The 14,955-nt window shown below is 64.9% G+C and carries 7 protein-coding genes, 2 tRNA genes and 3 rRNA genes; 11 read left to right on the top strand and 1 reads right to left on the bottom strand.

Going from position 1 to position 14,955, the window contains the following annotated elements:
* Positions 1-38: 38 nt before the first annotated feature.
* The 8 genes from AC3B5L_RS14865 (at position 39) to rrf (ending at position 9,683) form a co-directional block, all read left to right on the top strand.
* Positions 39-129 (top strand) — tRNA-Ser (locus tag AC3B5L_RS14865).
* Positions 130-220: 91 nt separating this feature from the next.
* A tRNA-Ala gene (locus tag AC3B5L_RS14860) sits at positions 221-293 on the top strand.
* Between the two features lie 138 nt (positions 294-431).
* Positions 432-1,160, top strand: a complete 729-nt coding sequence (locus AC3B5L_RS14855) for a GntR family transcriptional regulator (RefSeq protein ID WP_259955266.1) — start codon at positions 432-434, stop codon at positions 1,158-1,160.
* Positions 1,161-1,313: 153 nt separating this feature from the next.
* Entirely contained in the window at positions 1,314-2,525 is a 1,212-nt protein-coding gene (locus tag AC3B5L_RS14850) for an alpha-hydroxy acid oxidase (RefSeq protein ID WP_490095929.1), read from the top strand.
* 42 nt (positions 2,526-2,567) lie between these two features.
* Positions 2,568-3,956, top strand: a complete 1,389-nt coding sequence (locus AC3B5L_RS14845; protein ID WP_259955264.1) for an MFS transporter — start codon at positions 2,568-2,570, stop codon at positions 3,954-3,956.
* Between the two features lie 456 nt (positions 3,957-4,412).
* Positions 4,413-5,937, top strand: a 16S ribosomal RNA gene (locus AC3B5L_RS14840).
* Between the two features lie 415 nt (positions 5,938-6,352).
* Positions 6,353-9,455 (top strand): 23S ribosomal RNA (locus AC3B5L_RS14835).
* A gap of 111 nt (positions 9,456-9,566) precedes the next feature.
* A 5S ribosomal RNA gene (rrf, locus tag AC3B5L_RS14830) occupies positions 9,567-9,683 on the top strand.
* The 16S, 23S and 5S rRNA genes sit together here, the layout of an rRNA operon.
* Positions 9,684-9,763: 80 nt before the next feature.
* Here rrf and AC3B5L_RS14825 read toward each other — a convergent pair.
* Entirely contained in the window at positions 9,764-10,501 is a 738-nt protein-coding gene (locus AC3B5L_RS14825) for an IclR family transcriptional regulator (protein ID WP_232089255.1), read from the bottom strand.
* A 94-nt stretch (positions 10,502-10,595) separates the two neighbouring features.
* Here AC3B5L_RS14825 and hutH point away from each other — a divergent pair, with 94 nt between their 5' ends.
* The 3 genes from hutH to hutI are packed head-to-tail and all read left to right on the top strand — an operon-like array spanning position 10,596 to position 14,951.
* Entirely contained in the window at positions 10,596-12,137 is a 1,542-nt protein-coding gene (hutH, locus tag AC3B5L_RS14820) for a histidine ammonia-lyase (protein WP_259954080.1), read from the top strand.
* A complete protein-coding gene (gene hutU / locus AC3B5L_RS14815; protein WP_259954078.1) occupies positions 12,130-13,788 on the top strand; it encodes a urocanate hydratase in 1,659 nt (552 codons plus the stop codon). The genes hutH and hutU overlap by 8 nt, the downstream gene beginning before the upstream one ends.
* Positions 13,785-14,951: an imidazolonepropionase gene (gene hutI, locus AC3B5L_RS14810; protein WP_490095928.1), complete on the top strand. Its 1,167-nt coding sequence runs from the start codon at positions 13,785-13,787 to the stop codon at positions 14,949-14,951. Before hutU ends, hutI begins: the two co-directional genes overlap by 4 nt.
* The last annotated feature ends 4 nt before the right edge of the window (positions 14,952-14,955 follow it).

The following is a 14,955-nucleotide window of genomic DNA, read 5'->3' as shown; positions in this document are numbered from 1 at the left end:
ATTCGCGCGCTCGGCCCCGGTGTCGTAAACTGATCCGCGGTGACGTGTCCGAGCGGCCGAAGGTGCAACTCTCGAAAAGTTGTGTAGGGTAACCCCCTACCGTGGGTTCAAATCCCACCGTCACCGCCACCACGAAGGCCCCGACTCCCCTGGAAACACGGAGATGCGGGGCCTTCGTCCTGTCGGCTATCCCGAGCGTGATAACGTAGATGTCGTTCACGGGCCTATGGCGCAGTTGGTAGCGCGCCTCGTTCGCATCGAGGAGGTCAGGGGTTCGAATCCCCTTAGGTCCACAGGAACAGAACGCAAGAGCCTCGCCCCGCATCTCGCAGGGCGAGGTTCTTTCGTTGAAGCGCTGGGCCGGACCGACCGCTGCGACGAGACCGCTCGGCAGCGGCGGGGGTTCGATTCCGTGCCCCTAGGCTGAGGACATGGACGCGACGCCCAGCGAATCCGGCTCGACCCTGCACACGCATGCCGTCGACAGCCAGCGCCGTGCCGCGGCCCTCGGCGAGGGGGATCGCGTGCTGTCGCGCACGCAGAAGGTGTATGTGGCGCTCAGGGACGACATCGTCCGCACCCGGCTCGCCCCGGGCGAGGTCGTCATCGAACCGGAGCTGGCCGCGCGCTTCGGGGTGTCGAAGACGCCCGTGCGCGAGGCCCTGCAGATCCTCGTCGTCGAGGGGCTCGTCGTCGCCCTTCCCCGGCGCGGATACGTCGTCCGCCCGCTGGGCATCAACGAGGTGCGCGAGGTGCTCGATCTGCGCCTGATCATCGAACCGCCGATGGCGGCGGGTGCGACGCGCTACGGCAACGAGGCTTTCATCGAGGAGCTCAGCTCGATCCTGGACGCGCAGCGCAGCGGCTCCGGCACGGCGGAGCTGACCGATGCGGCGCGCGCTTTCCACGAGTGCATCCTCGGCGCGGCGCGCAACGCTCGGGCTAAGACGCTCATGAGCGGCCTGTTCGACGAGACGACACGGAGTCATCACCTGATCCCGGCGATCGATGCGCGAATCCACTCGGACGTCGAGAACAACGGACACCAGCAGGTGCTGGAGGCGATCCGCACCGGCGATCCGCAGGCTGCCGAGGAGGCCATGCGCGGCCACCTCGTGGAGCTGCGGGAGTTCGTCCTCCAGGCATTCCTCGAAGCCTGACCCGCGCTCGTCGCGAAGGAGCGACCCTCTGGTCGTGTCAGATATATCTGACGCATATCGCTATTGTGCCCGAGATATTTGGTGGCTATGGTGGTGCCGACACCGCGGTCGGCTCTTCGACCGGCCCGGGGCTGCCGAGAGGAACCAGGACTTTTGCGACGCCGCATCCGCACCTTCACCGAGCTGCTGAGCTTCGCTCCGCCGGCGGTTCCCACCGAGGCGACGCGCGTGGCGGAGGCACGTAGCCTCGGCGACCTCCGCCGGCTCGCGAAGCGTCGCGTGCCCGGATTCGTCTTCGACTACGTCGAGGGTGCCGCGGTGACCGAGCAAGCCGCCCGAGACAACGAGTCGGCCTTCGCCCGCCGGAGGTTCGTGCCCTCCGTCACGGAGAGCGCAGCCGGAGCGTCGCTCACCACCCGCCTGCTGGGACGCGAGCATGCGATGCCGATCGGCATCGCCCCCATCGGCCTCACCGCCCTCATGCGCGCGGCCGGCGAGACCGACGGGGTCCGCGCGGCTGCGAACCGCGATGTGCCGTTCGTGCTCTCCACGATGGGCACGCGGAGCATCGAGGACGTCGCCGACGCGGCGCCCGCTGCACGGCGTTGGTTCCAGCTCTACCTGCGGCGGGATCGTGCCGCGTCGCTCGCCCTCATCGAGCGGGCTGCTGCGGCGGGTTTCGACACCCTCGTGCTGACCGTCGACACCCGGGTGCCCGGGCAGCGCTACCGCGACGACCGCAACCGACTCTCGATGCCGCCGCGTCTGACGCTGCGCACCGCCGTGCAGTCGGCGCTGCATCCCGCGTGGTCGCTCGATCTGCTGGCACACGATGCACCGGCCATGGCGAACTTCGGGCCCCGATCCGGAAGCGTCACCGACGTGGTCAGCAGCATGTTCGATCCCGCGCTGTCCTTGGACGACGTGCGCTGGCTGCGGGGGAACTGGGACGGGCCGATCGTCGTGAAGGGCGTGCTCTCCGCCATCGACGCCGAGCGCTTCATCGACGCCGGAGCGGACGCCATCTGGGTCTCCAACCACGGCGGTCGCCAACTCGACCGTGCGATCGCGCCCATCGAGGTCGTCGGTGCGGTGCGCGCCGCCGTCGGCGACGACGTCCCGATCCTCCTCGACTCCGGCATCCGCAGCGGCCTCGACGTCGTGGCCGCGATCGCGTGCGGAGCCGACTTCGTCTTCCTCGGCCGGGGGTACATGTACGGCCTCATGGCAGGCGGACGGATCGGGGTGGAGCGCGCGCTCGACCTCATGGCGAACGAGACCCTGTCGACGATGCAGCTTCTCGGCGTGCGCACGACCGCCGAACTGCGCGGCCGCGGGAGCGCCGTCCTCGCGCCGACCGGATAACCACGACCACGCCAGCACTTTTCAATGACGAAAGGACGCCCCATGGCCAACGAACAGCAGCGCACCATGACCCCGCAGGCGAGGCGGGCGATCGCCGCAGCCTATTTCGGCACGCTCATCGAGTGGTACGACTACGCGCTCTACGGCGCCGCCGCCGGCCTCGTGATCGGCCCGCTCTTCTTCCCGGACGTCATCCCCGCCTCCGCCTCGATGCTCGCCTTCGCGACCTTCGCCGTCGGGTTCGTGGTGCGGCCGCTCGGCGGCCTCATCATCTCCCACCTCGGCGACCGGGTCGGCCGGAAGCCCGCGATGATCCTGACCATCGTGCTCATGGGGATCGCGACCGTGGGCATCGGGCTCCTCCCGACTGCCGAGGCGATCGGGGTGGCGGCGCCGATCCTGCTGATCCTGTTCCGCTTCATCCAGGGCTTCGGCGCCGGTGCGGAACTCGCCGGTGCGCTCACGCTCGTCGCCGAGTACGCGCCAGAGCGCCGCCGAGGGCGGGTCATCGGACTGGTCACCTCAGGCGCCCCTGGTGGAGCGTTCCTCGCGACTCTGGCCTTCACCTTCGCCTCGATGCTGCCCGGCGACGTGCTCCTCGGCGGGGCCTGGCGCATTCCGTTCCTGGTCTCCGCCGTCCTGTTCGTCCTGGCGCTCTGGATCCGTCGTCGCCTCGAGGAGACGCCCGAGTACCGGGAAGCGGTGACGAACGCGGAGCAGTCCGCGACGAAGGTGCCCTTGGCGGAGCTGTTCCGCCGCAGCCCCCGCGAGCTCGTCATCGGCTTCTTCAGCGTCTGCGGGCACAACGTGACGAACTACGTGCTGAGCGCCTTCGCGCTGAGCTACCTCACGCTGACGGTCGGGATGCCCCGGGTCGAGGCGCTGATCGCGGTCCTGGTGTCCTCACTGCTCACCGCCTTCGCTCCTGTCCTCGGCGGCGTCGCGGTCGATCGCTTCGGGGCCAAGCGCGTGGTGATGTTCGGCTCGGTCGCCGGGATCGTCCTCACGTACCCGGTCTTCCTCTCCCTGCAGTCCGGCGACCCGGTGCTGGCTGCTCTCGGGATGACGGCGCTCGGCGTCATCGCCGTGGGTGCGACCGCGGCGTCCACCGGGACCTTCCTCACGAACCTCTTCCCGACCAGGTACCGCTTCACCGGCGTCGCGACGGCCCGGGAGCTCAACGGCGCGCTGGTCGCCGGCCCGACTCCGCTCATCGCCACCGCGCTCGTCGCGGCCGCCGGGGGAGGGCTCTGGCTCGTGGTGCTGTTCGTCATCGCCGCCTGCCTCGTGTCGCTCGTCGCGGTGGTCGCCACGCCGAAGCGGATCGGCGACCTGCAGCCCGAGGAGGCGTCCGGTCCGTCGGTGACCGCGCCGGCCGAGAGGGTGTCGGACGGAGCGGGAGGAGGCGACACGCCCGGGAATCGGCGGTGATTTGCCCGATGCCTGGAACCCACGTAAGTTATTACCTGTTCGCCCCAAACGGTTGAGCGGAGGTCCTCGGACCGGCTCCCGTCAAGCAGCTAACACCTCCCGAATCCCACACACTCACTGAGTGAACAAGATGAAGGATGCTGATCCGTTCCCACGGTCGGGCCGAAGAAACTCGGACTTGACAACGGAAACGAGATCGGTAAGATAGAGAAGTTGCCCTGCGGGCCTGGTCGTGATGGCTGGGTCGTGGGAGCATCCGATCCTTGAGAACTCAACAGCGTGCACTTGTCAAATGCCAAATTATCCTCGTCTAGCTTCGGCTGGGTGAGAATTCCTTTGGATCAAAGACCAACCTCCTTGTGGGGTTGGCAACGGATAGTCAGCAATGATTTATCTCTTTGGTCAGCATCAAACTCGCTGCGTTCCGGTTTTTCCCCGGTTCGTATGCAATTTCTTTTTACGGAGAGTTTGATCCTGGCTCAGGATGAACGCTGGCGGCGTGCTTAACACATGCAAGTCGAACGGTGAACACGGAGCTTGCTCTGTGGGATCAGTGGCGAACGGGTGAGTAACACGTGAGCAACCTGCCCCTGACTCTGGGATAAGCGCTGGAAACGGCGTCTAATACTGGATATGTGACGTGACCGCATGGTCTGCGTTTGGAAAGATTTTTCGGTTGGGGATGGGCTCGCGGCCTATCAGCTTGTTGGTGAGGTAATGGCTCACCAAGGCGTCGACGGGTAGCCGGCCTGAGAGGGTGACCGGCCACACTGGGACTGAGACACGGCCCAGACTCCTACGGGAGGCAGCAGTGGGGAATATTGCACAATGGGCGAAAGCCTGATGCAGCAACGCCGCGTGAGGGATGACGGCCTTCGGGTTGTAAACCTCTTTTAGCAGGGAAGAAGCGAAAGTGACGGTACCTGCAGAAAAAGCGCCGGCTAACTACGTGCCAGCAGCCGCGGTAATACGTAGGGCGCAAGCGTTATCCGGAATTATTGGGCGTAAAGAGCTCGTAGGCGGTTTGTCGCGTCTGCTGTGAAATCCCGAGGCTCAACCTCGGGCCTGCAGTGGGTACGGGCAGACTAGAGTGCGGTAGGGGAGATTGGAATTCCTGGTGTAGCGGTGGAATGCGCAGATATCAGGAGGAACACCGATGGCGAAGGCAGATCTCTGGGCCGTAACTGACGCTGAGGAGCGAAAGGGTGGGGAGCAAACAGGCTTAGATACCCTGGTAGTCCACCCCGTAAACGTTGGGAACTAGTTGTGGGGTCCATTCCACGGATTCCGTGACGCAGCTAACGCATTAAGTTCCCCGCCTGGGGAGTACGGCCGCAAGGCTAAAACTCAAAGGAATTGACGGGGACCCGCACAAGCGGCGGAGCATGCGGATTAATTCGATGCAACGCGAAGAACCTTACCAAGGCTTGACATATACGAGAACGGGCCAGAAATGGTCAACTCTTTGGACACTCGTAAACAGGTGGTGCATGGTTGTCGTCAGCTCGTGTCGTGAGATGTTGGGTTAAGTCCCGCAACGAGCGCAACCCTCGTTCTATGTTGCCAGCACGTAATGGTGGGAACTCATGGGATACTGCCGGGGTCAACTCGGAGGAAGGTGGGGATGACGTCAAATCATCATGCCCCTTATGTCTTGGGCTTCACGCATGCTACAATGGCCGGTACAAAGGGCTGCAATACCGTGAGGTGGAGCGAATCCCAAAAAGCCGGTCCCAGTTCGGATTGAGGTCTGCAACTCGACCTCATGAAGTCGGAGTCGCTAGTAATCGCAGATCAGCAACGCTGCGGTGAATACGTTCCCGGGTCTTGTACACACCGCCCGTCAAGTCATGAAAGTCGGTAACACCTGAAGCCGGTGGCCTAACCCTTGTGGAGGGAGCCGTCGAAGGTGGGATCGGTAATTAGGACTAAGTCGTAACAAGGTAGCCGTACCGGAAGGTGCGGCTGGATCACCTCCTTTCTAAGGAGCATCTGACGCTTCGGCGTCCAGAACCCAGATCGAAGGCATACGTTCTTCGCTGGGAGCTCATGGGTGGAACATTTGACATGGCATCGAGATCTGATCTCGGGACTAGTACGCCGCTTCGGTGGTTGGAAGGTTCTGGGTGAGGGGACCGGTGCCTGCACGCTGTTGGGTCCTGAGGGACCGGATGCGGATCCTTCGGGGTCTGGTCTGAACCTCTGGACCTCTTTCTGTTTGTCCCTGTGGGGGCAGGTGGATGGGGGTTCCGCCCGTACTTTGAGAACTACACAGTGGACGCGAGCATCTTGCAGCCGGCTTTCGAGCTGGTTGCACAAGATGATCTTAAAGATCATTAGTCAATTTCTGATTCCATCTTCGGATGGGGTCGAGTTTTTGATTCAAACTCATGTGATTTCAAGTCTTTAAGAGCAAACGGTGGATGCCTTGGCATCTGGAGCCGAAGAAGGACGTAGCAATCTGCGATAAGCCTCGGGGAACTGATAAGCAAGTTTTGATCCGAGGGTGTCCGAATGGGGAAACCCCGCTGGGCGGCGTGCCGACCTAGTGACTCCCGCCTGAATATATAGGGCGGGTAGAGGGAACGTGGGGAAGTGAAACATCTCAGTACCCACAGGAAGAGAAAGCAACCGCGATTCCGTTAGTAGTGGCGAGCGAAACCGGATCAGGCTAAACCGAGTGTGTGTGATATCCGGCAGGAGTTGCATATTCGGGGTTGTGGGACTCACCAGTCAGTTCTGCCGAGCTGGCGACGTTACAGAAGCGTATAGACGAACGGTCTTGAAAGGCCGGTCATAGAGGGTGCCAACCCCGTAGTCGAAATGCGTGTTCTGGCGTGGAGAGTATCCCAAGTAGCACGGGGCCCGTGAAATCCCGTGTGAATCTGTCAGGACCACCTGATAAGCCTAAATACTCCCAGATGACCGATAGCGGACAAGTACCGTGAGGGAAAGGTGAAAAGTACCCCGGGAGGGGAGTGAAATAGTACCTGAAACCGTTTGCTTACAAACCGTTGGAGCACCCCTGGTAGGTGTGACAGCGTGCCTTTTGAAGAATGAGCCTGCGAGTTAGCGATATGTGGCGAGGTTAACCCGTGTGGGGTAGCCGTAGCGAAAGCGAGTCTGAATAGGGCGATTCAGTCGCATGTCCTAGACCCGAAGCGAAGTGATCTATCCATGGCCAGGTTGAAGCGACGGTAAGACGTCGTGGAGGACCGAACCCACTTAGGTTGAAAACTGAGGGGATGAGCTGTGGATAGGGGTGAAAGGCCAATCAAACTTCGTGATAGCTGGTTCTCTCCGAAATGCATTTAGGTGCAGCGTTGCGTGTTTCTTGCCGGAGGTAGAGCTACTGGATGGCCGATGGGCCCTACAAGGTTACTGACGTCAGCCAAACTCCGAATGCCGGTAAGTGAGAGCGCAGCAGTGAGACTGTGGGGGATAAGCTTCATAGTCGAGAGGGAAACAACCCAGACCACCAACTAAGGTCCCAAAGCGCGTGCTAAGTGGGAAAGGATGTGGAGTTGCTCTGACAACCAGGAGGTTGGCTTAGAAGCAGCCACCCTTGAAAGAGTGCGTAATAGCTCACTGGTCAAGTGATTCCGCGCCGACAATGTAACGGGGCTCAAGCACGCCACCGAAGTTGTGGCATTGACATTATTGGTAGGCCTTCGTGGTCCAGCCGTGTTGATGGGTAGGAGAGCGTCGTGTGGCCAGCGAAGCGGCGGTGGAAACCAGCCGTGGAGGCTACACGAGTGAGAATGCAGGCATGAGTAGCGAATGACGTGTGAGAAACACGTCCTCCGAAAGACCAAGGGTTCCAGGGTCAAGCTAATCTTCCCTGGGTAAGTCGGGACCTAAGGCGAGGCCGACAGGCGTAGTCGATGGACAACGGGTTGATATTCCCGTACCGGCGAAGAACCGCCCAAGCTAATCCAGTGGTGCTAAACGTCCGAGCCTTCACATCGTCACCTTCGGGTGACACCGTGGAGGGGAGCACGTGACCCCATGCTGGTGCGGTTAGCGTATTAACAGGTGTGACGCAGGAAGGTAGTCCAAGCCAGGCGATGGTTGTCCTGGTGCAAGTGCGTAGGCCGAGTCGTAGGCAAATCCGCGACTCATACAGGCTGAGACACGATGCGGATAAAAAGTGGATGATCCTATGCTGCCGAGAAAAGCATCGACGCGAGGTTCTAGCCGCCCGTACCCCAAACCGACTCAGGTGGTCAGGTAGAGAATACCAAGGAGATCGAGAGAATCGTGGTTAAGGAACTCGGCAAAATGCCCCCGTAACTTCGGGAGAAGGGGGGCCTTCGACGTATTAGGACTTGCTCCGAAAGCGTTTGGAGGCCGCAGAGACTAGTGGGTAGCGACTGTTTACTAAAAACACAGGTCCGTGCCAAGTCGCAAGACGATGTATACGGACTGACGCCTGCCCGGTGCTGGAAGGTTAAGAGGACCGGTTAGCCGCAAGGCGAAGCTGAGAATTTAAGCCCCAGTAAACGGCGGTGGTAACTATAACCATCCTAAGGTAGCGAAATTCCTTGTCGGGTAAGTTCCGACCTGCACGAATGGCGTAACGACTTCCCAACTGTCTCAACCGCGAACTCGGCGAAATTGCATTACGAGTAAAGATGCTCGTTACGCGCAGCAGGACGGAAAGACCCCGTGACCTTTACTACAGCTTGGTATTGGTGTTCGGTGTGGCTTGTGTAGGATAGGTGGGAGACTTTGAAGCGGTGACGCCAGTTACCGTGGAGTCATTGTTGAAATACCACTCTGGTCACTCTGGATATCTAACTTCGAACCGTAATCCGGTTCAGGGACAGTGCCTGGTGGGTAGTTTAACTGGGGCGGTTGCCTCCCAAAAAGTAACGGAGGCGCCCAAAGGTTCCCTCAACCTGGTTGGCAATCAGGTGGCGAGTGTAAGTGCACAAGGGAGCTTGACTGTGAGACTGACAGGTCGAGCAGGGACGAAAGTCGGGACTAGTGATCCGGCAGTGGCTTGTGGAAGCGCTGTCGCTCAACGGATAAAAGGTACCTCGGGGATAACAGGCTGATCTTGCCCAAGAGTCCATATCGACGGCATGGTTTGGCACCTCGATGTCGGCTCGTCGCATCCTGGGGCTGGAGTAGGTCCCAAGGGTTGGGCTGTTCGCCCATTAAAGCGGTACGCGAGCTGGGTTTAGAACGTCGTGAGACAGTTCGGTCCCTATCCGCTGCGCGCGTAGGAAGTTTGAGAGGATCTGACCCTAGTACGAGAGGACCGGGTTGGACGAACCTCTGGTGTGTCAGTTGTTCCGCCAGGAGCACCGCTGATTAGCTACGTTCGGGATGGATAACCGCTGAAAGCATCTAAGCGGGAAGCCGGCCTCAAGATGAGACTTCCATACCTTCGGGTGAGAGGCTCCCAGCCAGACTACTGGGTTGATAGGCCAGATGTGGAAGCACGGTAACGTGTGCAGCTGACTGGTACTAATAAGCCGATGACTTGATAACACACCGTTTGTTGGTGCTTGCGTCCACTGAGTGGTTCTCGATGTACGGTCGAGAACTACCTTCAACAATGATTCATCATTGCTTTAGGTTTGATTGAAACATCAATAGTGTTTCGGCGGCCATAGCGTGAGGGAAACGCCCGGTCACATTCCGAACCCGGAAGCTAAGCCTCACAGCGCCGATGGTACTGCAGGGGGGACCCTGTGGGAGAGTAGGACACCGCCGGACTCCTTTTAGACAAGAAGGCCACCCAATGCTGGGTGGCCTTCTTGCGTTAACGCGATCGCTCCGCGGCCCGCAGGACGGACTCAGCGCGCCAGGCGTGCCTCGAGCGTCGCCGCGGTCTCGCGTACCGCTTTCGCCAGCGCAGATTCCCTGCCGTCGTCGTCGGCCCAGGTGACCGCCACGGCGGCGACCGGCCATCCCGCAGCGTCCCGCACCACTGCGCCCACGGAGCGCAGTCCGTCCGCGACCTCACCGTCCTCGGTCGCATACTCGCGGACGCGGACTTCGCGGAGGAGTTCGCGCAGTTCGCCGGGCCTGCGAGGACCGCGCCCTGTGCGGTCGGAGAATGCGGAAGCATCCGGATACAGCGCCCGCACCTGTTCGCGGGGGAGCGCGGCGAGCATCGCGCGTCCCGTTGCGGTCAGATGCGCCGGGAGGCGCACGCCCACGTCGGTCACCAGTGCCGGGCGTCGCGGCGCCCGTTCCTCGACGATGTAGAGCACATCGCCGCCGCTCATCACCGCGAGGTGTGCGCTTTCCCCGAGATGGTCGGAGAGTGCGGCGATGAGCGGACGGCCGAGCCGTGCCAACGGTTGCTGCCGCGCATAGCCCCCTGCCAGCTCGAAGGCCGACGTGCCGAGTCCCCATCGACGCTCCTCACGGAGGTGCAGGACGAAGCCATGGGCGGCGAGCGTGCGCAGCAGGTGATAGACCGTCGATCGCGGAAGCATCAGCTCGCGGGCGATCGCGGACGCCGCGACCGGTGCCGGCCGACCCGCCAGGTAGCTGAGGATGCGCAGGGTCTGCGCCGCGGCAGGCACCTGGGCTTCATCGGTCTCGGGGATGTCTGGGATCACAGACACAGGTTGCCACGAAGCCGCGTGCGCGTCGACCCGGCGGGTGTGGAATCGAGACATGAGCGATCCTGCCCCTGTCATCGTCGGCGCCGCCCCTCTCTCCCCGGCGGAGGTCGTCCGCGTGGTCCGGCATGACGTGCCCGTCCGGGTGGATCCCGCCGCGCTGGCGAGGGTCGCCGAGAGCCGCCGTGTGATCGACGGCCTCGCCGCGGACCCGCACCCGCACTACGGGGTGTCCACCGGCTTCGGCGCGCTGGCGACGACTTTCATCGCTCCTGAGCGGCGACTGCAGTTGCAGGCGAGCCTCATCCGCTCCCATGCCGCGGGGACCGGCGCCGAGGTCGAGCGGGAGGTGGTCCGCGGGCTCCAGCTGCTGCGCCTCCAGACGCTCGCCTCGGGGCGCACGGGCGTGCGTCCTGTCGTGGTCGAGACCTACGCCGCGTTGCTCAACGCGGGCATCGTCCCCGTGGTCCGCGAGTACGGGTCACTGGGGTGCTCCGGAGATCTCGCCCCGCTCGCCCACATCGCCCTCGCGGCGATGGGGGAGGGCGAAGTGCGCGACGCCGCCGGGCGTCTCGTCGACGCGGCCGACGCCCTCGCCGCGGCCGGCATCGCTCCGCTCACCCTCGTCGAGAAGGAGGGGCTGGCCCTCATCAACGGCACGGACGGCATGCTCGGCACTCTGGTGCTCGCGCTCCACGACCTCGAGACGCTGCTGCTCACGGCGGACGTGGCGGCGGCGATGTCGGTCGAGTCGCAGCTCGGCACCGATGCCGTGTTCGCCGCCGACCTCATGGCGCTGCGTCCGCAGGCGGGCCAGGCGGTCTCCGCCGGCCACCTCCGTGCACTGCTCACCGGGTCCCCCATGGTCGCCAGCCACAAGGGCCCGGAGGACGGCCGCGTCCAGGACGCATATTCGCTGCGCTGCTCGCCGCAGGTGCACGGCGCCGCACGTGACACGCTCGGGCACGCCGCGATGATCGCGGAGCGCGAGCTCTCCAGCGTGATCGACAACCCCATCATCACCCTCGACGGCCGCATCGAGTCCAACGGCAACTTCCACGGGGCCCCGGTCGCCGCTGTCCTCGACTTCCTGGCGATCTCCATCGCCGACGTCGCCTCCGTGTCCGAGCGCCGCACCGACCGGGCGCTGGACCCGGCCCGCAGCCACGGGCTCCCGCCGTTCCTGGCGGCGGAGGTCGGCGTCGACTCCGGTCTGATGATCGCGCAGTATGCGGCGGCCGGCATCGTCTCGGAGCTCAAGCGCCTCGCGGTTCCGGCCTCGGTGGACTCCATCCCGTCCTCGGCGATGCAGGAGGACCACGTCTCGATGGGCTGGGCCGCGGCGCGGAAGCTGCGGCGCGCGGTCGACGGCCTCTCGCGGGTCCTCGCGATCGAGATCCTCACCGCGGCCCGTGCGCTCGACCTGCGCGCGCCGCTGCAGGCGGGCCCGGCGACCGGAGCCGTGCGCGACCTCGTCCGCACCGTCGCCGCAGGCCCCGGACCTGACCGCCACCTCTCGCCCGAGATGGAGGCCGTGACCGCCCTCGTCCAGTCGGGCGCCGTCGCCCGTGTCGCAAAGGAGCACATGCATGACTGAGGACACCGCAGCGCGTACGGTACGCGCAGCCCGAGGTGCCGAGCGCACCGCGAAGAGCTGGGGCGCGGAAGCGGCCAAGCGCATGCTCATGAACAACCTCGATCCCGAGGTCGCCGAGCACCCGGAGGACCTCGTCGTCTACGGTGGGACGGGCAAGGCGGCGCGCAACTGGGCGGCGTACGAGGCGATCGTCCGCACGCTCGACGAGTTGGAGTCGGATGAGACGCTCCTCGTCCAGTCCGGGAAGCCGGTGGGGGTGTTCCGCACCCATGAGTGGGCACCGCGCGTGCTCATCGCCAACTCGAACCTCGTCGGTGACTGGGCGACCTGGCCGGAGTTCCGCCGCCTGGAGGAGCTCGGGCTGACGATGTACGGCCAGATGACGGCCGGCTCCTGGATCTACATCGGCACGCAGGGCATCCTGCAGGGGACGTACGAGACGTTCGCCGCTGTGGCCCGCTCGCTGGGCCGGGATTCCCTGCGGGGCACGCTCACGTTGACCGCCGGCGCCGGCGGTATGGGCGGGGCGCAGCCTCTCGCGGTGACCCTCAACGAGGGCGCGGTCCTGATCGTGGACGTCGACGAGACGCGGCTGGCCCGCCGCGTCGAGCACCGGTACCTCGACGAGTACACCACCGACCTCGACGCGGCGGTGGCCCGGGTCGTGGCGGCGAAGGACGCCGGTCACGCCCTCTCGGTCGGCGTCGTGGGCAATGCCGCGGAGATCTTCCCCGAGCTCCTGCGCCGGGGCGTGCCGATCGACGTCGTGACCGACCAGACCAGCGCCCATGACCCGCTCGCCTACCTGCCGATCGGCATCGACGTGTCCCGCTGGAAGGCGGAGGCCGCGCGCGATCCGGAGGAGTTCACCCGGCGGTCGAGGGAGTCCATGGCCGCCCACGTCGCCGCGATGGTCGGCTTCCAGGACGCGGGGGCGGCGGTCTTCGACTACGGCAACTCGATCCGCGCGGAGGCGCAGCTCGGGGGCTTCGACCGGGCGTTCGCGTTCCCGGGCTTCGTCCCCGCCTACATCCGTCCGCAGTTCGAGGAGGGGCGAGGACCGTTCCGCTGGGTGGCGCTCTCCGGAGACCCGGAGGACATCTTCAAGACGGACCGTGCGATCGCCGAGCTCTTCCCCGAGGACGCCGCGCTGCACCGCTGGCTCGACAAGGCGGGGTCGGCCGTCCACTTCGAGGGGCTGCCGGCGCGCATCTGCTGGCTCGGCTACCAGGAGCGGCACCTCGCCGGGCTGAAGTTCAACGAGATGGTCGCGTCGGGAGAGCTCTCCGCACCGATCGTCATCGGCCGCGATCATCTGGACTCCGGGTCCGTCGCGTCCCCGTACCGGGAGACCGAGGCCATGAAGGACGGCTCCGACGCGATCGCCGACTGGCCGCTGCTCAACGCTCTCCTCAACACCGCCTCCGGGGCCTCATGGGTGTCGCTGCACCACGGCGGCGGGGTGGGGATCGGCCGCTCGATCCATGCCGGGCAGGTGACGGTGGCGGACGGTTCGGCCCTCGCCGCGGAGAAGCTCGCGCGCGTGCTGACCAACGACCCGGGAACCGGCGTGATGCGGCATGCGGACGCCGGGTACGACCACGCCAGGGAGGTCGCGCGCGACCGCGGACTGAAGGTGCCGATGCTGTGACGACCACCCTCATCACCGGGATCGGGGAACTGACGACCAGCGTCGCCGCCGAGGGCGATCCGAGCGGCACGCTCAGAGACGCCGCCGTGCTGATCGACGGCGAGCGGATCGCGTGGGTCGGCCCATCCGCGGGAGCCCCCGCCGCCGACGAGGTCGTCGACGCCCGGGGGAGGGCCGTGATCCCCGGATTCGTCGACAGCCACAGTCACCTCGTCTTCGGAGGCGATCGCGCGGCGGAGTTCGAGGCGCGCATGGCGGGGCAGCGGTACGCGGCGGGCGGCATCCGCTCGACGGTGCAGGCGACCCGGGCGGCGAGCGACGACGAGCTGCGGAGCCGGCTGCGTGGCTTCATCGAGGAGCTGCGGACGCAGGGCACCACCACGGTCGAGATCAAGAGCGGCTACGGTCTCGCCGTCGCGGAGGAGGAGCGCCTCGTGCGCCTCGCCGCCGAGGTGACGCCGGAGGTCACCTTCCTCGGGGCGCACGTGGTGCCGGTCGAGTACGCTGACGATCCCGATGCCTACGTCGACCTCGTCGTGGGGCCGATGCTCGACGCCTGCGCCCCGCACTCCCGGTGGATCGACGTGTTCTGCGAGACCGGCGCCTTCACGGTGACGCAGTCGCGGCGGATCCTGGAGGCGGGCATCGCCCGGGGTCTCGCTCCTCGCGTGCATGCGAGCCAGCTCGGCCCGGGCGATGGCGTGCGGATGGCGGTCGAGCTCGGGGCCGCCTCCGTGGATCACGGTACCTACCTCACCGACGCGGACGTCGCCGCGCTCGCCGCGTCGGGCACGGTGCTCACGCTGCTCCCCGGTGTGGAGTTCTCCACGCGTCAGCCCTATCCGGACGCCCGCGGGCTGCTGGACGCGGGGGTGACCGTGGCGCTCGCGTGCGACACGAACCCGGGGTCGAGCTTCACGTCGTCGATGGCCTTCTGCATCGCCATCGCCGTGCGCGACATGGGTATGACCACGGCGGAGGCGGTCTGGGCCGCCACGGCCGGCGGGGCGCGCGCGCTCCGGCGCGGCGACATCGGCCGGATCGCCCCCGGTGCGCGCGCCGACCTCGTGCTGCTCGACGCCCCCTCTCGCGTGCACCTCGCGTACCGGCCGGGGGTGCCGCTGGTGCAGCGCGTCTGGAAGGACGGGACGGCCGTCGTCTGACCGT

Source organism: Microbacterium sp. C-MGS6, from assembly GCF_058140415.1.
This window is presented reverse-complemented; position numbering and strand designations above follow the sequence as displayed.